We start from the raw sequence: 25995 nt of genomic DNA, 5'->3' as shown, positions 1-25995 counted from the left end.
ATGGCGTATACGATTGGTGTTGATTTCGGCACATTGTCCGGCCGGGCGGTGCTTGTCAATGTCCGCACGGGCGAAGAGATCGCGTCTGCGGTAAAAGAATACACTCATGCCGTCATCGACCGCACGCTGCCGAAGACGGGTGAAAAACTCCCTCGGGACTGGGCGCTTCAGCATCCTGCCGATTATATCGAAGTTCTGGAAACGGCGATTCCGAACCTGCTTCAAGAGGCGGGCGCTGATCCAAAAGACGTGATCGGCATAGGAATTGATTTTACCGCCTGCACGATTTTGCCGATAGACGTCGCGGGGCAGCCGCTTTGTATGCTGCCGGAATTTGAACGGGAGCCCCACAGTTATGTGAAGCTGTGGAAGCATCATGCGGCTCAAAAACATGCAGACCGTTTGAACACGATTGCCGAAGACACAAAAGAAACATTCCTTAAAAGATACGGCGGTAAAATTTCTTCTGAATGGATGATCCCGAAAATCATGCAAATCGCGGAAGAAGCGCCGCATATATACAAGGCGGCAGATCGGATTGTGGAAGCGGCAGACTGGATCGTCTATCAATTGTGCGGTTCATTGAAGCGAAGCAACTGCACGGCCGGCTACAAAGCAATCTGGAATGAGGAGACGGGGTATCCGCCGGATCATTTTTTCGAAAGGCTCAACCCGTTAATGAAAACGATTACAAAGGACAAATTAAGCGGCACTATTTATTCAGTCGGGGAAAAGGCAGGAGGTTTGACCGAAAAAATGGCGGAGCTGACCGGGCTTCTGCCGGGGACGGCCGTTGCCGTCGCCAATGTCGACGCCCACGTGTCAGTGCCCGCGGTCGGTATTACAGAGCCGGGGAAAATGCTGATGATTATGGGAACGTCTACCTGCCATGTGCTACTCGGCGAGGGAGAACATATCGTCCCCGGTATGTGCGGGGTCGTCAATAACGGCATCTTGCCCGGATATGCGGGATATGAAGCGGGACAGTCCTGTGTCGGCGACCACTTTGAATGGTTCGTCAAAACGTGCGTTCCGAGAGACCATGAGAAGGAAGCTGAGGATAAACACATAGACATTCACGAGCTGCTCAGCAAAAAAGCAGCTGAACTTGTTCCGGGGGAAAGCGGCCTTCTCGCGCTTGACTGGTGGAACGGAAACCGGTCAACCTTGGTGGACGCAGATTTGACGGGCATGATGCTCGGCATGACGCTGCACACGAAGCCGGAAGAAATCTACAGGGCATTGATTGAAGCGACAGCGTTCGGAACGAGGATGATTATCGAAACGTTCCGGGAAAACGGCGTTCCGGTCGAAGAGCTTTACGCAGCCGGAGGAATCGCTGAGAAAAATCCATTTATCATGCAAATTTATGCAGACGTCACAAATATGGACATTAAATTATCCGGTTCTCCGCAGGCGCCTGCACTGGGCTCCGCGATTTTCGGAGCGCTCGCCGCGGGACGGGAAAACGGGGGATACTCCAATATTGCTGAAGCATGTGCGCATATGGGGAAATTAAAAGACGGCTTTTATGCCCCGACCCGGGAAAGAGCTGAGATTTATGACAGCTTATATGCTGAATATAAAGAGCTCGTACACTACTTCGGCAAAGAAAACAATGTCATGAAACGCCTGAAAGCCATTAAAAACCGTGATTTTGCGAAAGGGGGAAGCCGCCATGCTTGAAGCGTTAAAAGAAGAAGTGCTCGCTGCCAATCTGAAGCTTGAGGAACATAACCTTGTCACGTTTACATGGGGGAATGTCAGCGGCATCGACAGAGAGAGCGGGAGAATCGTCATTAAACCGAGCGGTGTCGATTACAGTGAGCTGACCGCTGACAAACTGGTCGTCCTGAATGAGGACGGAGACATTCTCGAAGGCTCGCTGAAACCGTCTTCTGACACGCCGACCCATCTTTATCTGTATAAAGCGTTTCCGGCTATCGGCGGAATCGTTCATACGCACTCCCGCTGGGCGACGAGCTGGGCGCAGTCCGGAAGAGACATACCCGCTCTCGGAACGACTCACGCGGATTACTTTGAAAGCGCTGTACCCTGCACGAGGGAAATGTATGAAGAAGAAATTGTGAAAGATTACGAATATCATACAGGCAAAGTCATAGCCGAAACTTTTCAAAACGAACCGTATGAACAAAATCCGGGTGTCCTCGTCCACAGCCACGGCCCGTTCTGCTGGGGAACGGACGCGCTGAATGCCCTGCATAACGCCGTTGTGCTCGAAACGGTAGCGGAAATGGCCTACCATTCGCTTATGCTGAACAAACAGCTCAGTCCGATCGACAGAGTGCTGCATGATAAGCATTTTTACAGAAAACACGGGGCGAATGCTTATTATGGCCAAACTTGACGCAGCCGGGTTTCTGATTGATTTAGACGGAACCGTATTCAGGGGGCGGGAGCTGATTGACGGCGCAAAAGAAGCCGTTCATACCCTTCAGTCACTGGGCAAAGCCGTGGTCTTTTTAAGCAACCGCGGCAACCTATCAAGAGCAATGTGCCGAAAGAAACTGCTGGGTGCCGGTATCCGCACGGATGAACGGAGCATCGTGCTGTCCTCCAGTGTGACGGCATCATTTTTAAAGAAGCATTATCCTTTGTCAAAGGTGTGGGTGTTAGGAGAGAAAGGGCTGACTGATGAACTCGCTTTAGCGGGTGTCGCCCTGGCGCAAAACCCGCAGGCGGCAGACTGGCTTGTCATCTCCCTGCATGAAACCGTCACCTATGAGGATCTGAATCTCGCTTTTAAGGCGGCTTCCTCCGGCGCGCGCATCATCGCCACGAACCGGGACCGCTCCTTTCCGAATGAAGGCGGCCATGCCATGGATGTCGCGGGAATGATCGGGGCCATTGAAGCATCCGCCGGAGCAAAAACGGAGCTTGTCATCGGCAAACCTTCTTGGCTGATGGCTGAGGCGGCATGTGAAGCGCTCGGACTTCCCCCTGAGGAATGCGCCATTATCGGAGACAGCCTCGAATCTGATATCGCAATGGGCAGCCTGTACGGGATGAAAAGCGTATTGGTTCTGACGGGGTCGGCCAAACTTGGGGAGCCCCGTCTATATGAACCTGACATCGTCCTTGATTCTATTAAAGACCTGACAGAATTAGCGAAGGAGGGAATCCTTTTATGAAACGTTCTCCTGAGGACATTCAATCCGAGTTTGACAAGGAAGGGGCCAGCCGCTCACCGATTCAAATAGAAGATATCGTGATCGGGGCGAATGCAAAAGAAGAGCTTCTCAGATTTCTGCAAAAAAAATGCTGGAATCATCCGGTCATCGTCTGTGACCGGAACACGTACGAGGCGGCGGGGCGTCTGCTTGCGGACGAATTGAGGGCAGGCGGGATCAAAGCTTCAAAAGTCATTATTCCGGAGCATGAAGCCGGGGCCGCCGCTGCTGATGAGAGGACATTGGTCTATACGCTGATCAATCTCGCGGAAGAGACGGATGTCATCATTGCGGCCGGTGCAGGAACGATTCACGACATTACGCGGTTTGCCGCCTACCAGCGCGGATTGCCGTTTATCTCATTCCCCACCGCTCCGTCAGTCGACGGTTTTACGTCGGCGGGAGCGCCGCTCATATTAAACGGAATCAAAACGACGATTCAAACGAAAGCGCCGATCGCCTTATTTGCGGATACGAATGTATTAAAAGAAGCGCCCCGTTCAATGACAGCCGCGGGCTTCGGAGACATGCTCGGAAAAATAACATCGCTGGCAGATTGGGAGATTTCCCGCAGGCTTGCGGGTGAGCCGTACTCAGAAGCCGGGGCGAAGCTTGTGAAAGACGCGCTTTGGCAGTGCATTGATCACCGCGCTGCCATTGCCATGGGAACGGAGGCCGGCATTCAGATACTGATGGAAGCGCTGATCGTTTCGGGTCTTGTCATGCTTGCGCTTGACCACTCCCGCCCCGCCTCAGGAGGAGAACATCACATCTCGCATTGGATTGAGATGGAAATGCTGAAGGCAAAACAGCCTCCGATTCTCCACGGTGCGAAGGTCGGTTGTGCGTGCGCGGTGCTGAGTGATACTTACAAAGAACTGGCTTGTCACGAAAAGCTTGCTGAACTGCCGCCGCACTTTCGCGAGGCGATTCAATCTGCATATGAAGGGCTTCCTGACGGCAAGACAATTGCCGGGTGGCTCGCATCTGCGGGAGGTCCCGCCTGTTTCGATGAGATCGGTGTAAAACAGGACCTTGTCAGCGATGCGCTTAAGCATGCGCACACACTGAGAGACCGTTATACCGGTTTAACCATCATAAATGAAAATGCAGCGCTCTTTGCACATCATTTGCATCAATAGCCGCACGGCCTAAAGTGGAAGGGGTAATGACATGAAAAAAACGACCGCTGTATGTTTGGTGCTGATGATGCTCTTCTTGTTTACCGCCGGCTGTTCACAAGAACGGACTGCCGGCCGGCCGGGAGAAACGGAGCTGACGTTTTGGACGTTTAACGGTCTGCACGAACAGTTTTATCAGGAAATGGTCAAAGAATGGAATCAGAAATATCCGGATCGCAAAATCAAGCTGAATACCGTTGTTTATCCTTATGGACAAATGCATGATAATTTATCGGTTTCGCTGATCGCGGGTGAGGGGCTTCCCGATATAGCCGACGTGGAATTAAGCCGGTTCTCGAACTTTCTGAAGGGGAAGGATATCCCGCTTGCCGATCTGACGCCGCTGATTGAAAAAGACCGAGATAAGTTTGTGGAAGCGCGTCTGGCATTGTACAGCAAAAACGGAAAATTGTACGGCCTTGATACACATGTGGGGACGACCGTCATGTTTTACAACATGGATATCATGAAAAAAGCGGGCGTTGATCCCGCCTCCATTAAGACATGGGAAGATTACCGGCGGGCAGGGAAAAAAGTGCGTGAAGCCGCTGGAAAACCGATGGGAACGGTTGAAACAAACGACTCCGCCACATTCCTATCCATGATTTCACAGCAAGGGTCAGGCTACTACAGCAAAAACGGAAAATTGATTCTGAACAGCAAGACGAATACAGACACACTGAATTATGTAAAGGACATGGTAAATGATAAAACCCTTCTGCCGGCTCCCGGCGGCGGCCATCACAGCGAAGAATACTACGGTTTTATGAATCAGGGCGGGGCAGCCTCAGTGCTGATGCCCATTTGGTACATGGGACGGTTTATCGATTATATGCCTGATTTAAAAGGAAAAATGGCGATTTACCCTATGCCGGCCTGGAAAGAAGGCGGTGACAGATCAGCGGGTTTAGGCGGAACGGCCACCGTCGTGCCGAAGCAGGCTGAACATCTGAAGCTCGCGAAAGAATTTCTCGGTTTTGCGAAAGGTTCGAAGGAAGGGAACATAAAGCTTTGGACGGTGCTCGGCTTTGACCCGCTCCGCTGGGACGTGTGGGATTCAAAAGAATTGAAGGAGAAAAACAAGTACACGGATTTCTTCCGGAACGGTACGTCAATTTTTTCCTCGCTCCTTGAAATAAAAGATGAGATCAATCCGATTTATCTGCATGAAGACTTCTCTAAAGCGGCTGATCTCGTTGTCAGACAAGTGCTGTTCGATGCGCTGAAGACGCAGGAAAAAACACCTAAGGAAGCCTTGGACGAGGCGGCAGAGCAATTAGAGAAATAGGAGAAGCCGCCCTATTTAACAGTGAAAGCGGGGGAGCTTTTATGAGACCTGTAAAGACAGAGACAGCGCAAACCGTTTCTGCAGTCCGGAAGAAGCCGCGCCGGCGCAATGTGCTGTATTCAAAAAAAGCGGCGCCTTATCTTTTTACGGCGCCATTTATCATTTCGTTTCTCGTTTTCTTTTTGTATCCGATTATCAGCGTGTTTATCATGAGCTTTCAACGGATACTGCCGGGAGAAATTACATTTGTCGGGTTTTCCAATTATACCGCTCTTCTTAATCCAACCTTTTATACGGCATTATTTAACACATTGGAATATACCTTCTGGACGCTGATCGTGCTGATTCCGGTGCCGCTTCTTTTGGCGGTGATTCTGAATTCGAAGCTCGTCAGGTTCAGAAATGTGTTTAAATCGGCTCTGTTTGTACCGGCTTTAACATCGACGATCGTAGCGGGGATTATTTTCCGTCTGATGTTCGGAGAAATGAATACGTCGCTTGCAAACGAGCTGATGATGAAGCTTGGCGCATCACCCCAAAACTGGCTCAACAACAAAGGTACCGGCATGTTTTTAATGGTGCTGCTTGCGTCATGGAGGTGGATGGGGATTAACATTCTTTACTTTCTGGCGGGATTGCAAAACGTGCCGAAAGAATTGTATGAAGCGGCTGAAATTGACGGGGCGAGTACGTGGAAAAAGTTCCGGCATATTACCCTTCCATTTTTAAAGCCGGTGTCCGTTTATGTGTTAACGATCAGTATTATCGGCGGTTTCAGAATGTTTGAGGAAAGCTATGTGCTTTGGCAGAATAATTCCCCGGGCAATATCGGCCTCACGCTTGTCGGTTATTTATATCAGCAGGGGCTTGCATACAACGAAATGGGGTACGGGGCCGCAATCGGAATTGTCCTTTTGCTTGTCATCTTACTAGTCAGTCTTGTTTCACTGAAACTGTCCGGTTCGTTTAAAGGGGAGGGATAAGCGTTGCGTAACAATCACATGTTTTCCGTGTACAGAGTCGCGTTTACCTTGTTTTTTATCATGCTGAGCCTGTTGTATATCTTTCCGATGATCTGTCTATTGCTCGGTTCTTTAAAGCCGTCATCTGAGCTGATGCGTATCGGGCTGAATCTGCGTCTTGATCCGGATGTGATGAGCCTTGATAACTACACCTATTTGTTCAACGGGGGGAGCATTTATTTCAAATGGTTTTTTAACAGCCTGCTGCTCGGTGTTCTCACCACGGTTCTCACGCTGTTTTTTTCCTCTTTGATCGGCTACGGACTCGGTGTCTACGAATTTAAAGGCAGAAATATTATTTTCGTTCTTGTGCTGATCATTATGATGGTGCCTCTTGAAGTGATGATGCTTCCGTTGTTCAAATTGACGGTGGGTCTTCATTTGATCGATTCTTATACGGGAGTGATTCTGCCGTTTATTGTGTCGCCTGTCGCCGTGTTCTTTTTCCGGCAATATGCGCTCGGACTTCCGAAGGATCTGCTTGATTCAGCGAGAATGGACGGCTGCACCGAATTCGGCATTTTTTTCAGAATTATGGCGCCGCTCATGAAACCGGCATTCGGGGCAATGATCATTCTTCAATCTTTAAACAGCTGGAATAACTTTTTATGGCCGCTGATCGTGCTTCGGTCGAAAGAAATGTTTACGCTTCCAATCGGACTTTCAGGGCTGCTGAGTCCGTACGGCAACAACTATGACATGCTGATTTCCGGGTCCGTTTTTGCGATACTGCCGGTGATCATCATATTCTTGTTTTTCCAAAAATACTTCATTTCCGGACTCACAGTAGGCGGAGTGAAGGGATAGAGAGAGGGAGGAAATATAATGAAAAAAGCGGGGATTACAGCAGATAAAGAATATATCATCGGTGAAGTGGACAAACGGATGTACGGATCATTTATAGAACATATGGGCCGGGCGGTGTATGAAGGCATTTATGAGCCCGGACACCCGAAAGCCGACAAGGACGGCTTCAGAACAGACGTGCAGGAGTTAATCAAGGAATTGCAAGTGCCGTTCATCCGCTATCCGGGAGGGAATTTTCTCTCGGGCTACAATTGGGAAGACGGCGTCGGGCCGGTGAAGGACCGCCCGCGGAGGCTTGATTTGGCATGGCAGACGACAGAAACGAACGAAGTAGGGACGAATGAATTTTTAACGTGGGCGAAAAAAGTGAACGCCGAAGTGAATATGGCGGTCAATCTCGGGACGAGAGGGATCGATGCCGCCCGGAACCTCGTCGAATACTGCAACCATCCTGAAGGGTCGTACTGGAGCGACTTACGAAAATCGCACGGATATGAAAAACCTTACGGCATCAAAACATGGTGCTTAGGAAATGAGATGGACGGCCCTTGGCAGATCGGTCATAAAACGGCGCATGAATACGGACGGCTCGCAGCTGAAACGGCAAAGGTGATGAAATGGACGGACCCGACGATCGAATTGGTGGCTTGCGGAAGCTCAAACAGCGGCATGCCGTCCTTCATTGAGTGGGAGGCCGAGGTGCTTGAGCATACGTACGAGCATGTGGATTACATCTCACTGCATACGTATTACGGCAACCATGAAAATGATCTTGAGAACTATTTGGCGAAGTCGATGGATTTAGACCATTTTATTAAATCCGTCACAGCCGTATGTGATTATATGAAAGCGAAAAAACGCAGCAAAAAAACGATTCACCTTTCTTTAGATGAATGGAATGTGTGGTATCACTCAAATGAAGCGGATAAAAAAGTGGAGCCATGGATTACGGCCCGGCCGATTCTTGAAGACATCTACAATTTTGAAGATGCGCTGTTGATCGGTTCACTGCTGATTACCATGCTGCAGCATGCGGACAGACTAAAGATCGCCTGTCTCGCCCAGCTTGTCAACGTAATTGCGCCTATCATGACCGAAAAGGGCGGAGAAGCATGGAGGCAGCCGATCTTTTACCCTTACATGCACGCCTCTGTCTACGGGAGAGGGACTTCAATGAAGCTGCTGGTCACCTCCCCGAAATACGACTCAGCGGATTTTACGGATGTGCCGTATGTTGATGCCGCGGCCGTTTACCATGAAGAGGATGAAGCACTTACCATTTTTGCCGTCAACAAAAGCAAGGAACTGATGGAAACGGAGATCAAGCTGAGAGGGTTTGAAGATTACCGCATTATTGAGCATATCGTGCTGGAGCATCAGGATATGAAAGCGACCAATCAAAAAAACAGAAAAGAAGTCACGCCTCACTCAAACGGAACGTCTTCGGCAAATGCTGAAGGGATAACGGCTCATTTTACTCCGCTGTCCTGGAATGTCATCCGTTTATCAGGCAAATAATGTTCCGAAAAGCCGGGCTGCGCCGCCGGCTTTTTTTTACGCAAAAATCATCTCCTGTTATCTGATAATTGTGATAATATTTAGAAAAAGAGAAAAGGGGCTGGGATTAAATGAATGCGATTACAATCGTCATAGCGTCTATATGTATTCTGGCGATCGCCTATCGGCTTTACGGTACCTTTATGATGGTCAAAGTATTAAAAATCAATGATCAGACACCGACTCCGGCCCATGTGCTTGAGGATGGGAAAGATTATGTGCCGACGAATAAGTGGGTGTCATTCGGCCACCACTTCGCGGCAATCGCCGCTGCCGGCCCGCTTGTCGGACCGATTCTGGCAGCTCAGTTCGGCTATCTGCCCGGGCTTTTATGGCTGTTAATCGGGGCGGTGATCGGAGGAGCCGTGCACGATATTGTCGTATTGTTTGCATCAATGCGGAAAAACGGGAAAACACTTTCTGAAGTCGCCAAAGAAGAGCTCGGCCCGGTGGCGGGTTTTTGCACGGGTCTCTCGATGCTGTTTATCATTACGATCACGATGGCGGGGCTGTCCATGGTTGTGCTGCACGCGCTTGAGAAAAACCCGTGGGGAACGTTTGCGGTGGGGATTACGATTCCGATCGCGATGGGGGTCGGCCTCTACTATAAAAAAACGGGCAATCTCAAACTCGCATCAACTGTCGGGTTTCTTTTGTTAATGGCCGGTGTTGTCATCGGGCCGCGGCTGCAGACAACGGCTCTCGGGGACATGCTGACACTGGATGCGAAAACGCTTGCAGTGGCGCTTCCTGTCTATGCGTTTTTCGCCGCGGCGCTTCCGGTTTGGCTTTTGCTGGCTCCGCGTGACTATTTAAGCAGTTTTATGAAAATCGGGGTTTTTGCCGCTTTGATCGCAGGCGTCTTTTTCGTCAATCCCGCCATTAAATTTCCGGCCGTAACGGAGTTTATTCACGGCGGAGGGCCGGTGATCGCGGGTCCTGTCTGGCCGTTTATTTCAATAACGATTGCCTGCGGCGCCATTTCGGGCTTTCATGCATTTGTCGGTTCCGGCACAACGCCGAAAATGCTGGATAAATGGAGTGATATAAAGCCGGTTGCTTTCGGAGCGATGCTTGTGGAATGTCTCGTCGGAATTATGGCGCTCATTGCAGCTGCCGCTCTTGAGCCCGCCGACTATTTTGCTATTAACAGCACGCCTGAAATATTCCGCACCCTCGGGATGAATGTCGTCCATCTGCCTGAATTGAGTAAAGAAATCGGGCTCAGTCTGGAAGGAAGAACGGGCGGCGCTGTTACGCTTGCCGTCGGAATGACGTATATCTTTACGGAGATTCCGTTTTTCAGTCATTTGGCTTCATACTTTTTTCAATTCGTCATTATGTTTGAAGCGGTGTTTATTTTAACGGCGATTGATGCGGGAACCCGTGTCGCCCGGTACTTGATTCAAGAGTTTTTCGGAGAGGTCTATAAGCCGCTGAAAAAAACAGACTGGCTGCCGGGCTCGATTTTCTCAAGCGCGCTCGCCTGCCTGCTGTGGGGCTATCTTCTGTATTCGGGCGACATCAGCTCCATTTGGGCGCTGTTCGGCGTATCCAATCAGCTTATGGCGTCTGTCGGCTTAATTATCGGTGCGACCGTCGTATTAAAAATAGCGGATAAGCGGCGCTATATGCTGACATGCCTGATTCCCCTCGCTTATTTGTACGTGACCGTCAACTATGCGGGTTATTGGATGGTGCGGTATGTGTATTTGAACCCCGAAGCGGCGGGATACAACGTGCTGAATGGCGTTTTATCCATTATCATGCTCATTCTCGGGCTTGTGATTATCATTGCGGCTGTGAAAAAATGGGCGAATGTATGGCGTGATCCGAGTGCCAGACTGGAAGCTTCAATACCCGGATAAATCCGCGGCCGTCCGAACATTGCAGCATCATAAAAAAAGCAGAGAGCCGATCGGTCTCTCTGCTTTCATCTTATGACAAATCCGCCGCTTCCAAAAGGTAATCCGCCAAATGAACCGCGCGGACACGGCCTGTTAATCCTTCGCGTAAAATGCCGAGCTGCATTTGCAGAAGGCATCCGGGATTGGCTGTCACGATGACGGCCGCCTCCGTTTTTCCGGCGGCTTTCATCTTGCTGTCTAATATTTTCATAGACATCTCTGACTCTGTTATATTATAAATTCCCGCCGACCCGCAGCAGCTGTCGGCCTTTTCCATTTCTCTGTACTCAGCCCCTTTAATGCTTTTCAAAAGCGTGCGCGGTTCCTCTGACGTATGCATCACATTGCGGAGATGGCAGGAGTCCTGATATGTGACGATATGAGGAGACTGCGCCCGCAGGTTTTTTTGATGGAACTTCAGATCAACCAGTACGGATGAAAAGTCTTTGAGCTTCCGGACGAATTGTTCGGCACGTTCCGCCCATCCAGGTTCATCTTTCAGTAAATGCGGATATTCCTGAAGAAAGGCGCCGCATCCGCCGGCGTTTGTAATGATATAATCAGCGTCAAGCGCCTCAAAAGCCGCGATATTCCGCTTGGCCAGTTCTTTTCCCATCTCTTTTTCTCCGCTGTGCCCGTGAAGCGCGCCGCAGCACGCCTGGCCGTCCGGAACCGCGATTTCACACCCGGCCGCCTGTAAAAGCGCCGTTGTCGCATGATTTGTCGCTAAAAACATCGTATCCATTAAGCAGCCCGAGAAAAAAGCGGCCCGTTTTTGGACGGGACCCGCGGCATGAAGAAAACGCGGCCTTTCCTTCATGTCTTTCCGTTTCGGGACGGGCGGGAGCACTTGTTCCATTGTGCGCAGATGTTCAGGCAAAACGCGCAGCATACCGGTTTTTCTGACGGCGGTCTGCAGTCCCGATCTTTGGTATATTCCGAGAAGATTCACGGCTGTCTGCATGCGGTTTTGGTGAGGGAAAAGCCCGGTGAAGGCGGCTTTCCGCAAGAGACGCACGCCCGGCTTATGTTTTTTATTTTGATGAATGATATCCCTCGCTTCTTCAAGCAGCTGTCCGTAATTGACCCCTGCCGGACAAACGGGCTCGCATGCCCGGCATCCGAGACACAGCGAAAGTGAGCGCTCGACATCTTCATCAGGCTCGATCAGTCCGTCAGTGACGGCTTTCATCAGGGCGATCCGGCCGCGCGGCGAATGGGATTCTTGAAATCCCGATTCGATATAGGTCGGACAGGAAGGAAGGCAGAAGCCGCAGCGCATACAGTTCAGCAATTCACCTTCATCCATGCGGTTTTTGAATTCTGTTTGAATGTGTTTCTGCTCTTTAGCCGTTGTCATTTCATCACCACCACGCGTTTCCTTGATGAATTGGCGAATATTTTTCCCGGATTCAGCAGATTTTTGGGATCAAGCGCTTGTTTGATCGCTTTCATGGCGGTAATGCCTTCTGTTTTCAGTTTCATTTCTAAATACGGCGCTTTTACGATGCCGACCCCGTGTTCACCCGTTATCGTCCCGCCCAGCTCAATCGCTTTTTCAAAAATGGCGGCAAAAGCTTTTTCGACACGTTCCATCTCCTCTGTATTTCGGATATCGGTGGTGCACGTCGGATGGAGGTTGCCGTCTCCGGCATGGCCGAATGTGCAGATGGACAGGCCATATGTTTCTGCAATCTCGTTAATGGCTTTGACCATGCTGGCAATTTGTGATCTCGGCACGGTCGCATCTTCCAGAATCGTTGTCGGTTTCAGCCGGGCAAGGGCTGATAATGCGGACCGTCTGGCCTCTGTAAGCGCGAATGCCTCTTCCTCGGTTTCAGCCGTTTGGACGGATACGGCGGCTCCGTTTTTACAAATCGCTTCGATTTTTTCCATATCTCGTCTGACCGTTTCGATGTCACCGTCCTGTTCGATCAGCAGCACCGCTTTTGCGTCGGTCGGAAGCCCGATCTTGGCGTAATCTTCAATGACCTGCAGTGTCGGCTGATCCAGAAATTCGAGTGTCGCCGGAATGATTTTTTCAGCGATGATGGCAGAAACCGATTCCGCAGCCGCTTCAATATGTTCATAGAGTGCAAGCAGCGTTTTTTTCGTTTCCGGCTTCGGAACCAGCTTTAAAGTCGCTTCCGTCACAACGCCGAGCGTCCCTTCTGCTCCGACGAAAAGCCGGGTCAGATCATAACCGGCGACATCCTTTGTCAGCTTTCCTCCTGTGCGGATGATATCGCCTGAAGCCAAGACGGCTTCAAGGCCGAGGACATAATCCCGGGTGACGCCGTACTTCAAACCGCGCAGCCCGCCGGAATTTTCATTAATATTCCCGCCGATTGTCGATATTTTCATGCTGCTCGGATCAGGCGGATAAAATAAACCTTTTTGTTCAACCGCACGGATCATATCTTGCGTAATCACGCCCGGCTGGACGGTTGCCGTCAAATTTTCTTCATCGATTTCTAGAATGCGGTTCATATGTTTGAATAAAAGCACAAGCCCGCCTTCAGACGGACATGTGCCGCCGCATAAGTTTGTGCCTGAACCCCTTGGCACGATCGGAATGTCATGCCTGCTGCAAATCGTTAATATACGGGACACGTCATCCGCGCTGCGGGGGGCGATGACCGCATCCGGCATGGCTTGCAGCTGAGGAGCTGCATCATAAGAATACACAAGACGGCCCGCCGCTGAATCATCATAATTCTCCTTCCCGACCGTCCGGATGAACGCTTCTTTTGCCTCTCGTGAAATCATGTTCTCCCAACCTCCCTGATAAGAAAAGCGTTTTCATTTAATTGTAAAGAAAAACGATTCCGCACACTATGGAGAAACATATGAAAAATGATGATATGATTACGTTCTTTTTGTATGTTGATCTAAAAAGCGCAGCGCCAAATAAAAAGCCGTTATGTCTTCGGGACGGTCAAGCTTCATATTTGTCAGTGATTCCAGTTTGGAAAGACGGTAGCGCAATGTATTGATATGAATATGCATGTCGTCGGCGGTGCGCTTTAACGATAATTGCCGGTCGAAAAAGGCGCGCAGCGTATCCAGAAGTTCTTCCCGGCCGAGTACATGCTCGAGAACCCGCCGTGAAAATTCCGACCTCGTGCGGGGTGTGATATCGGCAAGACACATATCCAGTTTTAAATCTTCTTCAAAGACGGCCTGCTTGTCACCGATTCCGGCTGAAAGTGCTTTATCTGCCTGTTCGTATGATTCCGTGAGGCGCTCTCCCGGAACGATCCGTCCGATGCCGGCGGTGACAGGCTGCCCAAAAACGGCTCCGATCTTTTTAATGAGCTGTGTTTTGGAAGCCGAATTTGCTTCATGATTAATGAGAATTCTCTCATTTCCCCAGCGGACAAACAGGTCTTCAGGGCATTCGTACTGCCAGAGCCGCCCGAGCTCCTCCGCTTTATATTGCTCATAACGGCCTTGAATGAGTATGATCCGGCGGTATGCGTGAAGGTCTGCGCCGATGAGCTTTGCTTTTTCTAAAAAGCCCGGAGACCATTCTTTCAGCTGCAGCCAATCAACCATAAAGGATTCAAGCATTCTCGCACGCCACTGCGCTTCTTCCATATGGCGCGTTTCTTTAATAAACAGCTCCGTCATTTTTCTGAGCAATTCTCCGAAAGGCAGGATATCGTCAGGGTCTCCTGTCAGGCCGAATACTCCGATCACTTCATGGCCTGAAAAAACGGGGAGGTTCAGTCCTGCTTTTACGCCCTCGAGCCGTTTTTCATCTTCTTTCGTAATGATGACATTCCGTTTTTCGCGCGCGCAGATCAGTGCGCCTTCATGAAACCATCCGGCGCGCGCCTCGTTGGTGCCCGCGATGATCATTCCTTTTGTATCGGCAATAATCACTTCGCGGCTGTACATATGTTTGACTTCGGCAATCAATTTCTTAGCCAGTTCCGGCTGTAACTGCATGGCGATCCCCCTCGCCATTATTATACAAAAAAAACCGGGTGTCCCATCACCCGGTTCATGCTTATTGCGCAGGTTTTAATCCGCCTTCAAGTGTTTTGAGCATTTCATTTTTTTCTGAGTCCGACGCATGCTGCCAAAGAACTTCGAATAAGACGCCGAGGCCCGGAAGCATTTTTTCTTCACCGCTTTGGATGGCGTCAACGATAGTATGCTCCAGCTGATCCTGGTTATTGCCGGTTACATTGGCAATAACGGCGTTGCGTAAATTAAGGTCCATTACAACCGCTCCTTTTTTCTGAATGTGATACGCATATTCTTACCGCGCACGCGGTTTATTATGTGCTGTTCTTAAGATATAATAACAACATGCATGAAAAAAGGAGAGCACAGACATAAAGTGAAACGAATCGACTCTGCAAAAAACCAAAAAGTGAAGGACTGGAAAAAACTTCACACAAAAAAAGAGAGACTTAAAACGAATACATTTCTGATAGAAGGAGAGCATCTGGCAGAAGAAGCGCTCAAATCAAAGGGAACGGTAAAAGAAATTCTCGTAAACGATGAGAGCGCCATCCCGGCCGATCTGGACATGAGCATTCCGTGCTACGTGCTGAGCGAAGACGCGTTTTCAGCCGTGACGGAAACGGAAACGCCGCAGCGGATCGCCGCGGTCTGCCATATGCCGGATAAGCGGCCTGATCAGCTGAAGCGGCTGCTTCTGATTGATGCCGTACAGGACCCGGGGAATTTAGGAACAATGATCAGAACGGCAGATGCCGCGGGAATCGACGCCGTTGTCCTTGGTGAGGGAACAGCAGACCCGTACAACGGAAAAACGCTGCGTTCAGCACAAGGATCTCATTTTCATATTCCCATTTTGAAACGTCCGCTTGATGAGTTTACCGCTGAGCTGAAATCACAAGGCGTCGCGATCTACGGCACGGCGCTTGAAAACGGTGCGGCTTATCAAAGCGTGAAGCCTGAAGAATCGTTCGCGTTAATCGTCGGGAACGAGGGGGCGGGAGTGGACGCCGGCCTTCTGCAAAAAACGGATCTCAACCTGTACGTTCCGCTGTACGGGCAGGCGGAATCGCTGAATGTGGCGGTAGCGGCCGCCATCCTCGTTTATCATCTCAGAGGATAGGTTGCGAAAAGCCTTGGATTTCACTATAATAGATAGCAATAATGTAAAAACCGTGACAGAGGACGTCAATTTTTGCACACACTGCCTTCCAGGGAGAAAATGCCGCTGACTGAAAGCATTTTTATCGCAGCACAAAAATTGATTTTCACCTCTCGAGTTGTCACCGGGACCGCGCCAAACGCGCGTAAAGGTGAACCGGAACGATCGTTTCCGTTATGTCAATGAAGCTGTCGGCAGATGAAGTCTGCCTTAAAAAGGGTGGTACCGCGGCCACAACTCGTCCCTTCTCTCAAGGGGCGGGTTTTTTTGTTTTCTGAAAAAGGCATAGAACGGTTTGGTTTACATAAAAGGAGGATGCATGATGGAAGAGAAGCTTAAACAGCTTGAACTGGAAGCTGCAGAAAAAGTAGAAGCGGCGGGTTCATTAAAAGAAGTTAACGACATTCGGGTGCAATATCTCGGAAAAAAAGGGCCGATTACAGAAGTTCTCCGCGGCATGGGCAAACTGTCCGCCGAAGAGCGCCCGAAAATGGGAGCGCTCGCCAATGAAGTGAGAGAGCGCATTGCAGCAGCCATTACGGCGAAAAATGAACAGCTTGAACAAGAAGAAATGAATAAAAAACTCAGCAGCCAGACGATTGACGTCACATTGCCGGGCAGTCAGGTAAACATCGGCGGACGCCATCCGCTGACGGTCGTTATTGAAGAAATTGAAGATTTATTTATCGGCATGGGATATACCGTCGAAGAAGGCCCAGAAGTGGAAACGGATTATTACAACTTTGAGGCGCTGAACCTGCCGAAGGAACACCCGGCCCGCGACATGCAGGACAGCTTTTACATTACAGAAGAAATGCTGATGAGAACGCAGACGTCACCGGTGCAGACGCGCACGATGGAAAAGCATAAAGGAAAAGGCCCCGTCAAAATCATTTGTCCCGGTAAAGTGTATCGCCGCGACAACGATGACGCGACACATTCCCATCAGTTCATGCAGATCGAGGGTCTCGTCGTCGACCGCAAAATCAGCATGAGCGACCTGAAAGGCACGCTTGAATTGGTCGCCAAAAAAATGTTCGGCCAAGACCGTGAAATCAGGCTCCGTCCGAGCTTTTTCCCATTCACAGAGCCTTCTGTCGAGGTGGATGTGACCTGCTTTAAGTGCGGCGGACAAGGCTGCTCCGTCTGCAAAAAAACAGGCTGGATCGAAATTCTCGGCGCCGGCATGGTTCACCCGAACGTGCTGAAGATGGCCGGATTCAATCCTGAGGAATACCAGGGTTTTGCTTTCGGAATGGGTGTTGAACGTATCGCGATGCTGAAATACGGCATTGAAGATATCCGCCATTTCTATACCAATGATGTCAGATTCATTTCGCAGTTTAAACAGGCGTAAGAGGAGGATACACATGTTTGTTTCTTATAAATGGTTAGAAGATTACGTTGACTTGCAGGGAATCGACCCGGCCGTGCTTGCAGAAAAAATTACGAGAGCCGGTATTGAAGTTGAGGGTATCGAGTATAAAGGGGAGGGCGTAAAAGGCGTTGTCATCGGACACGTGCTTGAGCGCGAACAGCACCCGAATGCCGACAAACTCAACAAATGCCTTGTTGATATTGGTGCGGAGGAACCCGTGCAGATTATCTGCGGCGCCCCGAATGTTGATAAAGGACAGAAGGTTGCCGTTGCAACGGTCGGAGCCGTGCTTCCCGGCAATTTCAAAATTAAAAAAGCCAAGCTGCGCGGCGAAGCGTCTCACGGCATGATCTGTTCCCTTCAGGAGCTCGGCATTGAAAGCAAGCTCGTGGCGAAAGAATATGCGGAAGGCATTTTCGTTTTTCCGAATGATGCTGAAACGGGAGCTGACGCAATGGCGGCCCTTCAGCTTGATGATGCGATTTTAGAATTGGGCTTAACGCCGAACCGCGCCGACGCGATGAACATGCTTGGCGTGGCTTATGAAGTTGCGGCTATCCTCGGCGCAGAGGTAAAGCTTCCGGAGGCTTCATATGAAAAAGCGGCAGAAAAAGCGGCGGATGCTGTTTCCGTTAAGGTTGAAGATACGCAGGCCAATCCGCATTATGCCGCAAAAATCATTAAAAACGTCAAAATCGGCCCGTCTCCGCTTTGGATGCAGACGAAACTGATGAATGCAGGCATCCGTCCGCATAATAACGTCGTGGATATTACAAACTTCGTCCTCCTTGAGTACGGACAGCCGCTTCACGCTTTCGATTACGACCGGTTCGGTTCAAAAGAGGTCGTCGTCAGAAAAGCGGCGGAAAACGAAACCATCGTAACGCTGGATGAACAAGAGCGCAAGCTGTCAAGCAGCCATTTGGTCATCACAAACGGAAAAAAAGCGCAAGCCGTTGCGGGAGTCATGGGCGGAGCTGAGTCTGAAGTCCGCGAAGACACCACTGCGATTTTACTGGAAGCCGCTTATTTCGACGGACAGACCGTCCGCAAAGCGTCGAGAGACCTCGGATTGAGAAGCGAAGCGAGCGCCAGATATGAAAAAGGCATTGATCCGGCCCGCGTTTTGCTGGCGGCTGAACGGGCCTGCAGTCTCATTCAGGCATATGCCGGCGGAGAAGTGCTCTCAGGCACGGTTGAAGAAAACCATCTGAAAATCGAAGCAAACAACATTCACGTGTCTGTTGAAAAAGTGAACGCCGTACTCGGCATGACAATCGCTAAAGAAGAAATCATCAGCATTTACAAGCGCCTCGGGTTTGCAGTCGGTGAAGCTGAAGACGTTCTCGTCGTAACGGTGCCGTCGCGCCGCGGAGATATTAGAATAGAAGAAGACCTGATTGAAGAAGCGGCGAGATTGTACGGGTATGACAATATCCCGTCCACGCTTCCGGAAACGGCCGGCACGACAGGCGGCTTGACACCGTATCAGGCAAAACGCCGGAAAGTGAGACGTTTCCTTGAAGGAGCGGGTCTTTCACAAGCGACCACTTATTCATTGACGAATGATAAAAAAGCGGCCGCTTTTGCGATCGAAAAATCATTCAACACGATGCTTGCTCTGCCGATGAGCGAAGAAAGAAGCATTCTCAGACACAGCCTCGTGCCGAATCTTCTTGAAGCCGTTTCATACAATCTGGCCAGACAGACTGATTCCGTTGCTTTATATGAAACGGGTTCTGTATTTCTGACGAAAGAAGAAAACACAAAACCGGTTGAAAAAGAACGGGTTGCCGGAGCTGTAACCGGATTGTGGCGCAAAAATTTATGGCAGGGTGAGAAAAAGCCGGTTGATTTCTTCGTCGCCAAAGGAATCGTTGAAGGCCTGCTGCATCAATTGAATGTGTCAGACCGGGTTGAATTTGTCCAGTCAGAACGCAAAAACATGCATCCCGGCCGGACGGCAAACATTCTGTTGAACGGTTCGCTTGCCGGATTTATCGGCCAGGTGCATCCGGCAATGGAAAAAGAGCTGGATATCAAAGAAACGTATGTGTTCGAGCTTGATCTGCACGCGCTTCTGACCGAGGAAACAGAACCTGTCGTGTATACGCCGATTCCGAAGTACCCGTCTGTCACGCGCGACATTGCGCTTGTGGCAGATAAAACCGTTACAAGCGGACAGCTCGAAGCCGTGATCAAAGAAGCCGGCGGTGCGCTGCTGAAAGAAGTCACCGTATTTGATGTGTACGAAGGTGAGCATATGGAAGAAGGCAAAAAATCCGTCGCCTTCTCGCTCCAATATGTTAACCCTGAACAAACATTGACAGAAGAAGAAGTGACAAAAGTACATGAAAACGTGCTGAAAGCGCTGGAAGAAACGTATCAGGCCGTATTAAGAGGATAAAGAAAAAGCTTGCAGATCACTCTGCAAGCTTTTTTATTATGACCGCTTCCGTTCAACAAGGCGTTTCGCTTTTTGCGTATTGGCAAAATGAAGTTTGGTGAACGTTCTGAGCGCACCTTCTCCCTTATTGATGATCAGCTTGGCGGCAGCTTCATCGACGTGCGGCCCCGCGCCTTTTGGAATCGTCATCCCAGCCTCACGGGAAAGCTTATCCATTTCAATTAAGAAAGAATATCGCGCAATGATAGAGGCTGCGGCGACGGAAAGATGTATGCTTTCCGCTTTCGTGCTGAAAAACGTTTTTTCTTTTACGATATCCCGTCCGGAAAGATGCTTAAAATAAATGCCGGGCTCTGCGAATTGGTCAATCAGAATCGCTTCCGGTTTAACGCCGTTCATTTTTCTCAGCAGATTGGAAATCGCCTGATTATGAAGGAGCGCCTTCATTTTTCCTTGGCTCATGCCTTTTTCCTGCATCTGATTGTATTTTTCGTTTTTTAACACAAGCAGGCTGTAAGGAATGGTTTTAATTAACAGTTTGGCGATTTCAATAATCTGCGGATCTTTTAAATCCTTCGAATCCTTCACACCGAGTTCTTTCATTAAAGAAAGCTTTGTTTTGTCTGCGTAGGCGCAGGCAACCGTTATCGGCCCGAAGTAATCGCCTGTTCCGACTTCATCAGAGCCGATCACTGACATGGAGGCAATGCCCGCCGGGGGAGCATAGAGCGGATCGGCCGCTTTTTTGACGGTTTTCTTTGCTTTCGGCGCCTCAGCCGTTCCCCAGCGGGCCGCTTCTGTGCCGGCGTTTTTTCCTTGAAAGAGAACCTTGCCCGAGCGGTAGGCTGTAATGGTACAGCCCGGAGGCTTGGCCTGGAAGACGGCGCCCTGCGGAACGGCGGGAGTAAGGGAGCCGGCATAGGATTGTTTCATTTGTTCCATAGCGGAAGCGGATACTTTTATAACAGAATGGGACACGATATAATCTCCTTTTTTGGCACTTTTCACTGTATATACCAGTGTATCATAACAGCCCGAGGCTCGTCTTTCCATTCAAACGATAATCGTGGTATGATAGGAACTAGGATTCTCGCGGAATGGAGGAGAAACGTTGTCTGACGGCAAAAAAACCAAAACGACAGTAAACATTTACGGCCAGCACTTCACCATTATCGGGGAAGAAAGCAAAGCGCACATGCGCCATGTGGCCGGAGTGGTTGATGATAAAATGAGAGAAATCAATGAGAAAAATCCATATCTTGATATAAATAAGCTCGCTGTATTGACTGCGGTCAATGTCGTGCATGATTATATGAAACTGCAAGAAAAATATGAAATACTGGAGCGGCAGCTTAAAGAAAAGGAATGAACACCATATGATAGATATCATCATCTTAGTTTTGCTCTTAATGGGCACATTGCTTGGATTAAAAAGAGGATTTATCCTCCAATTTATATATTTAACGAGTTTCATCCTCTCGATTGCGTTTGCGGCGCTTTTTTACAAAAACCTGGCCCCGCATCTGAGCTTTATACCCGCGCCTGATTTTTCCGGCGGGCAGGCGGCTTTGTCTTTTATTAAAGGAAACGTAGAGACGGCTTATTACAACGCGATCGCGTTTGTCATTTTGTTTATCATCGCAAAGATTCTGCTCCGGATTATCGGAGCGGCGCTTAATATCATCGCCAGCATTCCGGTCATTAAACAGATCAACAAACTGCTGGGCGGGGTGCTTGGGTTTCTGGAAGTCTATTTATTTGCGTTTATCCTGTTATACGTCGCATCCGTACTGCCGGTAAGCGCGCTTCAGGATATGCTCGCACAATCGACGCTTGCAAATATCATCACACATCATACGCCGTATCTGTCAGGGCTCCTGCAAGAACTGTGGGCCCAGTACGGGGCATAAAAAACTTCTCTTGACCGGAGAAGTTTTTTTCAAGCTCTGCGTCAGTTGTGCCGGAGGAGAAAAATTTGTATGATGAAAAGCAGGAAACGACTGGGGGTTAACAGTATGCATAAAAAAGATATCATCAGGCTGCTTGAAACGATTGCGGTCTATATGGAACTGAAAGGGGACAACCCGTTTAAAATATCAGCCTTCCGAAAAGCGGCAGCGGCGCTTGAGCAGGATGACCGCAGCCTGTCGGAAATCGACGACATGATGTCTTTATCCGGAATCGGAAAAGGCACCTACGGCGTCATTCGTGAATATATGCAGGAAGGTGTGTCCGGCACGCTTCTCCAATTGCAGAAAGAAGTTCCGGAAGGCTTGGTTCCTCTTTTGAAGCTTCCGGGCCTCGGCGGCAAAAAAATCGCCAAGCTGTATCAGGAACTGGGCGTTCATGACGCGGAATCGCTGAAAGAAGCATGCGAGCAGCAAAAAGTACAGGGGCTCGCCGGTTTCGGCAAAAAAACGGAGGAGAAAATCCTCCAGGCTCTCGGAGAAGCCGGAAAACAGCCGGAACGGTTTCCGATCGGCTATGCGCTCAGCATTGCTTCAGTAATTGAAGAACATTTGGCCCGGCTGACGGATATTCAGAAATATTCCCGGGCCGGCAGTCTCAGAAGAGCGCGGGAAACCGTAAAAGATCTCGATTACATTATCGCTACAGATCATCCGGAGGCTGTCAGAGAACAGCTTCTTTCCCTCCCGAACGTAAAAGACGTGATAGCGAGCGGGGATACAAAAGTATCACTCATCCTGACCTTTGAATATGAGATGAGTGTGGATTTCCGGCTTGTGACAGAGGAACAGTTTGCCACCACACTGCATCATTTTACCGGTTCTAAAGATCACAACATTAAAATGCGCCAGCTGGCGAAAGAGCGCGGTGAACGGATCAGTGAATACGGAGTAGAAACCATAGAAACGGGAGACGTCAAAACATTCCCGAGCGAAGAAGCGTTTTACGCCCACTTCGGTCTGCCGTTTATTCCTCCTGAGCTCAGAGAAAGCGGGCAGGAGGTCGACACGTACCGGGAAGAAACGGATCTTGTGGAGCATAAAGCGATAAAAGGCGATCTCCACATGCACTCAGCCTGGAGTGACGGCGCTTTTTCCATCAGAGAAATGGCAGAAGCGTGTATGGCAAAAGGCTATCAGTACATGGCGATCACCGACCATTCCCAATATTTAAAGGTAGCCAACGGGTTAACGGCCGAACGGCTCAAAAAACAGGCGGAAGAAATTGACGCGTTAAATGCTGAATTTGAAAATTTTCATATTTTTAAAGGCGTAGAAATGGACATTCTCCCCGACGGTTCGCTCGATTATGATGACAGTGTTCTGTCTGAAATGGATCTTGTCATCGCATCTATTCATTCAAGCTTCAGCCAGCCGGAACATGTCATTATGAAACGGCTTGAACAGGCGCTGACGAATAAGCACGTGGACATTATCGCCCACCCGACGGGACGCCTGATCGGCAGACGGGCCGGCTATGAAGTCGACATCGACATGCTGATTGAACTCGCCGCCAAAACAAATACGGCGCTTGAACTGAATGCAAACCCCGCGCGCCTCGATTTACGGACTGAGCACCTGATCAAAGCAAATGAAAAAGGTGTGACTCTGGTCATTAATACCGATGCCCATAATATCGAGATGCTCGATGATATGAAAACGGGCGTGACCGCTGCGCGCAAAGGCTGGACGGAAACAAAACATGTGTTAAACGCCCGGCCGCTACACGAGGTCAAAGCATTTCTGACGCGCAATGATTAAGTAAGGAGGATCACAAAACCGTGCAGCAAAAAGTGTTATCATCACTTGAATTTCATAAAGTAAAAGAACAGATTACCGCACATGCCGCCTCATCGCTCGGCCGGGAGAAGCTTCTGCAGCTGAAACCTTTGACGGATCTCTCAGACATCCAAAAACAGCTGGATGAAGTCGAAGAAGCATCCGCGGTCATGCGCTTGAGAGGCCATGCTCCGTTCGGCGGCCTGACCGACATAAGATCCGCTTTACGGCGGGCGGAAATCGGCAGTGTGCTGACGCCGGCGGAATTTACCGAATTGTCCGGGCTGCTGTATGCCGTTAAACAAATGAAGCATTTTATCAGCCAAATGACAGAAGACGGCGTCGGCATTCCGCTGATACAGGCCCATGCAGAAGAGCTGATTACATTAGGCGATTTGGAAAGGGAGATTAACTCCTGCATTGATGACCATGGGGAAGTGCTTGATCATGCGTCTCCCGCTTTAAGGGGAATCCGCACGCAGCTCAGGACGCTTGAATCAAGAGTCAGAGACCGGCTTGAATCAATGCTGCGTTCATCTTCCGCTTCTAAAATGCTGTCTGACACCATCGTTACGATTCGGAATGACCGCTTTGTCATCCCGGTCAAACAGGAATACAGATCAAGCTACGGCGGAATTGTCCACGATACATCTTCATCCGGTGCGACACTGTTTATTGAACCGCAGGCGATCGTAGATATGAACAACTCGCTTCAGCAGGCGAAAGTAAAAGAAAAACAGGAAATCGAACGGATTCTCCGAATGCTGACGGAGCATACGGCTGAACACACACAAGAAATCGCTCAAGATGTGGAAGTGCTGCAGACACTGGATTTCATTTTCGCCAAAGCGAGATACGCAAAAGCGATGAAGGCGACAAAACCACTCATGAACGGAGACGGTTTTATCCGGCTGAAAAAAGCGCGCCATCCGCTGCTGCCCCAAGATCAAGTCGTGGCCAACGATATTGAACTGGGCGGAGATTACTCAACGATCGTTATCACAGGACCGAATACGGGCGGTAAAACCGTTACGTTAAAAACACTCGGGCTGCTGACGATAATGGCGCAGGCGGGATTGCACATACCGGCTGATGAGGGATCGGAAGCAGCCGTATTTGACAATGTGTTTGCCGATATCGGCGATGAACAGTCGATCGAACAAAGTCTGAGTACGTTCTCATCCCACATGGTCAATATCGTCAATATTTTAAAAGACGTGTCTGAAAACAGTCTTGTGCTGTTTGATGAACTCGGTGCCGGAACAGATCCGCAGGAAGGAGCGGCGCTTGCCATGAGCATCCTTGACGAAGTTCACCGGACAAACGCCAGAGTGCTTGCGACAACCCATTATCCGGAACTGAAAGCATACGGATATAACAGACAAGGCGTCATGAATGCCAGCGTTGAATTTGACATTGAAACGCTTTCGCCTACCTATAAGCTTCTGATCGGAGTGCCGGGCCGAAGCAACGCATTTGAAATCTCAAGACGCCTTGGGCTTCCGGAGCATATCATCGGCCAGGCGAAGTCAGAAATGACCGCCGAACATAACGAAGTCGATCTGATGATCGCATCGCTTGAAAAAAGCAAAAAAAGAGCGGATGAAGAGCTTTCTGAAACCGAATCAATCAGAAAAGAAGCAGAAAAACTGCACAAAGATCTTCAGCAGCAAATCATTGAGCTGAACGCCCAAAAAGATAAAATGATGGAAGAAGCCGAACAGAAAGCTGCGGAAAAACTGGAAGCCGCCGCAAATGAAGCCGAACAGATCATCCGCGAGCTCAGGTCCATCAAGCAAGAACACAGATCCTTTAAGGAACACGAGCTGATTGACGCCAAAAAACGTCTCGGAGACGCGATGCCGGCTTTTGAAAAATCAAAGCAGCCGGAAAGAAAAACAGAGAAAAAACGCGAGCTGAAGCCGGGCGACGAAGTAAAGGTGCTCACATTCGGACAAAAAGGGGCGCTGCTTGAGAAAACCGGCGAGAAAGAATGGAACGTCCAAATCGGCATCCTCAAAATGAAGGTGAAGGAAAAAGATCTTGAGTTTCTCAAGTCCGCTCCTGAACCGAAAAAAGAAAAAGCAATCACCGCCGTAAAAGGGAAGGATTATCACGTATCCCTTGAACTTGACCTCAGGGGAGAGCGTTACGAAAACGCCCTCAGCCGCGTCGAAAAATATTTAGATGACGCGGTGCTTGCCGGCCATCCGAGAGTGTCCATCATTCACGGAAAAGGCACGGGCGCCCTCCGAAAAGGGGTGCAGGATCTTCTGAAAAACCACCGCAGCGTGAAAAGCTCGCGGTTCGGGGAAGCGGGAGAAGGAGGATCAGGCGTAACGATTGTCGAACTAAAATAAAAAGGGAGTAAACG

21 protein-coding genes are annotated in these 25995 nt (G+C 49.7%); 16 read left to right on the top strand and 5 right to left on the bottom strand.

The features are described 5' to 3' along the window. The 9 genes from araB (at nucleotide 1) to cstA (ending at nucleotide 10914) form a co-directional block, all read left to right on the top strand. Entirely contained in the window at nucleotides 1-1686 is a 1686-nt protein-coding gene (gene araB / locus ACKTRM_RS13190; RefSeq protein ID WP_012118147.1) for a ribulokinase, read from the top strand. After that, nucleotides 1679-2368, top strand: a complete 690-nt coding sequence (gene araD, locus ACKTRM_RS13185) for an L-ribulose-5-phosphate 4-epimerase (protein WP_012118146.1) — start codon at nucleotides 1679-1681, stop codon at nucleotides 2366-2368. The genes araB and araD overlap by 8 nt, the downstream gene beginning before the upstream one ends. Further along, on the top strand, nucleotides 2346-3152 hold the full coding sequence (locus tag ACKTRM_RS13180) for an HAD-IIA family hydrolase (RefSeq protein ID WP_371136942.1): 807 nt from the start codon (nucleotides 2346-2348) through the stop codon (nucleotides 3150-3152). The genes araD and ACKTRM_RS13180 overlap by 23 nt, the downstream gene beginning before the upstream one ends. Continuing rightward, entirely contained in the window at nucleotides 3149-4333 is a 1185-nt protein-coding gene (locus tag ACKTRM_RS13175) for a sn-glycerol-1-phosphate dehydrogenase (RefSeq protein ID WP_012118144.1), read from the top strand. The genes ACKTRM_RS13180 and ACKTRM_RS13175 overlap by 4 nt, the downstream gene beginning before the upstream one ends. 31 nt (nucleotides 4334-4364) lie before the next feature. After that, nucleotides 4365-5660 carry an ABC transporter substrate-binding protein gene (locus ACKTRM_RS13170; protein WP_012118143.1) on the top strand — a complete coding sequence of 432 codons (1296 nt, stop codon included), beginning with the start codon at nucleotides 4365-4367 and terminating at the stop codon, nucleotides 5658-5660. 41 nt (nucleotides 5661-5701) lie between these two features. Further along, nucleotides 5702-6643, top strand: a complete 942-nt coding sequence (locus tag ACKTRM_RS13165) for a carbohydrate ABC transporter permease (RefSeq protein ID WP_007408105.1) — start codon at nucleotides 5702-5704, stop codon at nucleotides 6641-6643. Nucleotides 6644-6661: 18 nt separating this feature from the next. Next, nucleotides 6662-7489, top strand: coding sequence for a carbohydrate ABC transporter permease (locus ACKTRM_RS13160; protein WP_007612991.1), 828 nt, complete (start codon nucleotides 6662-6664; stop codon nucleotides 7487-7489). An 18-nt stretch (nucleotides 7490-7507) separates the two neighbouring features. Further along, nucleotides 7508-9007 (top strand): arabinosylfuranosidase ArfA, encoded by a 1500-nt coding sequence (arfA, locus tag ACKTRM_RS13155; protein ID WP_012118142.1) that lies wholly within the window; start codon nucleotides 7508-7510, stop codon nucleotides 9005-9007. A gap of 110 nt (nucleotides 9008-9117) precedes the next feature. Next, complete coding sequence (cstA, locus tag ACKTRM_RS13150) at nucleotides 9118-10914, top strand: carbon starvation protein CstA (protein ID WP_012118141.1); 1797 nt, start codon at nucleotides 9118-9120, stop codon at nucleotides 10912-10914. A 70-nt stretch (nucleotides 10915-10984) separates the two neighbouring features. Here the strand turns inward: cstA and ACKTRM_RS13145 are convergent, their stop codons facing one another. The 4 genes from ACKTRM_RS13145 to sspI form a co-directional block, all read right to left on the bottom strand. Next, nucleotides 10985-12313: a (Fe-S)-binding protein gene (locus ACKTRM_RS13145; protein WP_012118140.1), complete on the bottom strand. Its 1329-nt coding sequence runs from the start codon at nucleotides 12311-12313 to the stop codon at nucleotides 10985-10987. Continuing rightward, on the bottom strand, nucleotides 12310-13722 hold the full coding sequence (gene glcD / locus ACKTRM_RS13140; RefSeq protein WP_012118139.1) for a glycolate oxidase subunit GlcD: 1413 nt from the start codon (nucleotides 13720-13722) through the stop codon (nucleotides 12310-12312). The genes ACKTRM_RS13145 and glcD overlap by 4 nt, the downstream gene beginning before the upstream one ends. Before the next feature lie 99 nt (nucleotides 13723-13821). Continuing rightward, the gene (locus ACKTRM_RS13135) at nucleotides 13822-14907 is read right to left on the bottom strand and encodes a CdaR family transcriptional regulator (RefSeq protein WP_012118138.1); all 1086 of its coding nucleotides are present in this window, start codon (nucleotides 14905-14907) and stop codon (nucleotides 13822-13824) included. A gap of 61 nt (nucleotides 14908-14968) precedes the next feature. Then, nucleotides 14969-15184 carry a small acid-soluble spore protein SspI gene (sspI, locus tag ACKTRM_RS13130; protein ID WP_003152527.1) on the bottom strand — a complete coding sequence of 72 codons (216 nt, stop codon included), beginning with the start codon at nucleotides 15182-15184 and terminating at the stop codon, nucleotides 14969-14971. 120 nt (nucleotides 15185-15304) lie between these two features. Here sspI and ACKTRM_RS13125 point away from each other — a divergent pair, with 120 nt between their 5' ends. From ACKTRM_RS13125 to pheT, 3 genes are all read left to right on the top strand, one after another. Continuing rightward, on the top strand, nucleotides 15305-16051 hold the full coding sequence (locus tag ACKTRM_RS13125) for a TrmH family RNA methyltransferase (protein ID WP_003152529.1): 747 nt from the start codon (nucleotides 15305-15307) through the stop codon (nucleotides 16049-16051). A gap of 361 nt (nucleotides 16052-16412) precedes the next feature. Next, nucleotides 16413-17447 (top strand): phenylalanine--tRNA ligase subunit alpha, encoded by a 1035-nt coding sequence (gene pheS / locus ACKTRM_RS13120; protein WP_003152530.1) that lies wholly within the window; start codon nucleotides 16413-16415, stop codon nucleotides 17445-17447. A 13-nt stretch (nucleotides 17448-17460) separates the two neighbouring features. Further along, complete coding sequence (pheT, locus tag ACKTRM_RS13115; RefSeq protein WP_012118137.1) at nucleotides 17461-19875, top strand: phenylalanine--tRNA ligase subunit beta; 2415 nt, start codon at nucleotides 17461-17463, stop codon at nucleotides 19873-19875. A 36-nt stretch (nucleotides 19876-19911) separates the two neighbouring features. On the opposite strand, the gene rnhC is transcribed toward pheT, so the two are convergent. After that, nucleotides 19912-20853, bottom strand: a complete 942-nt coding sequence (gene rnhC / locus ACKTRM_RS13110) for a ribonuclease HIII (protein ID WP_012118136.1) — start codon at nucleotides 20851-20853, stop codon at nucleotides 19912-19914. Nucleotides 20854-20986: 133 nt separating this feature from the next. Between rnhC and zapA the strand changes: the two genes are divergently transcribed. The 4 genes from zapA (at nucleotide 20987) to ACKTRM_RS13090 (ending at nucleotide 25981) form a co-directional block, all read left to right on the top strand. Continuing rightward, nucleotides 20987-21244, top strand: a complete 258-nt coding sequence (gene zapA, locus ACKTRM_RS13105) for a cell division protein ZapA (RefSeq protein WP_007408114.1) — start codon at nucleotides 20987-20989, stop codon at nucleotides 21242-21244. A 7-nt stretch (nucleotides 21245-21251) separates the two neighbouring features. Beyond that, the gene (locus tag ACKTRM_RS13100) at nucleotides 21252-21785 is read left to right on the top strand and encodes a CvpA family protein (RefSeq protein ID WP_007612958.1); all 534 of its coding nucleotides are present in this window, start codon (nucleotides 21252-21254) and stop codon (nucleotides 21783-21785) included. Nucleotides 21786-21890: 105 nt separating this feature from the next. Beyond that, nucleotides 21891-23603, top strand: a complete 1713-nt coding sequence (gene polX, locus ACKTRM_RS13095) for a DNA polymerase/3'-5' exonuclease PolX (protein WP_012118135.1) — start codon at nucleotides 21891-21893, stop codon at nucleotides 23601-23603. Nucleotides 23604-23623: 20 nt separating this feature from the next. Continuing rightward, nucleotides 23624-25981, top strand: a complete 2358-nt coding sequence (locus ACKTRM_RS13090) for an endonuclease MutS2 (RefSeq protein ID WP_012118134.1) — start codon at nucleotides 23624-23626, stop codon at nucleotides 25979-25981. The last annotated feature ends 14 nt before the right edge of the window (nucleotides 25982-25995 follow it).

Source organism: Bacillus sp. D7-8 (assembly GCF_052055895.1).
Taxonomy (GTDB): Bacteria; Bacillota; Bacilli; order Bacillales; family Bacillaceae; genus Bacillus; species Bacillus velezensis.
Note: the sequence above shows the minus strand (reverse complement) of the source record. Positions and strands in the feature narration are given on the sequence as shown.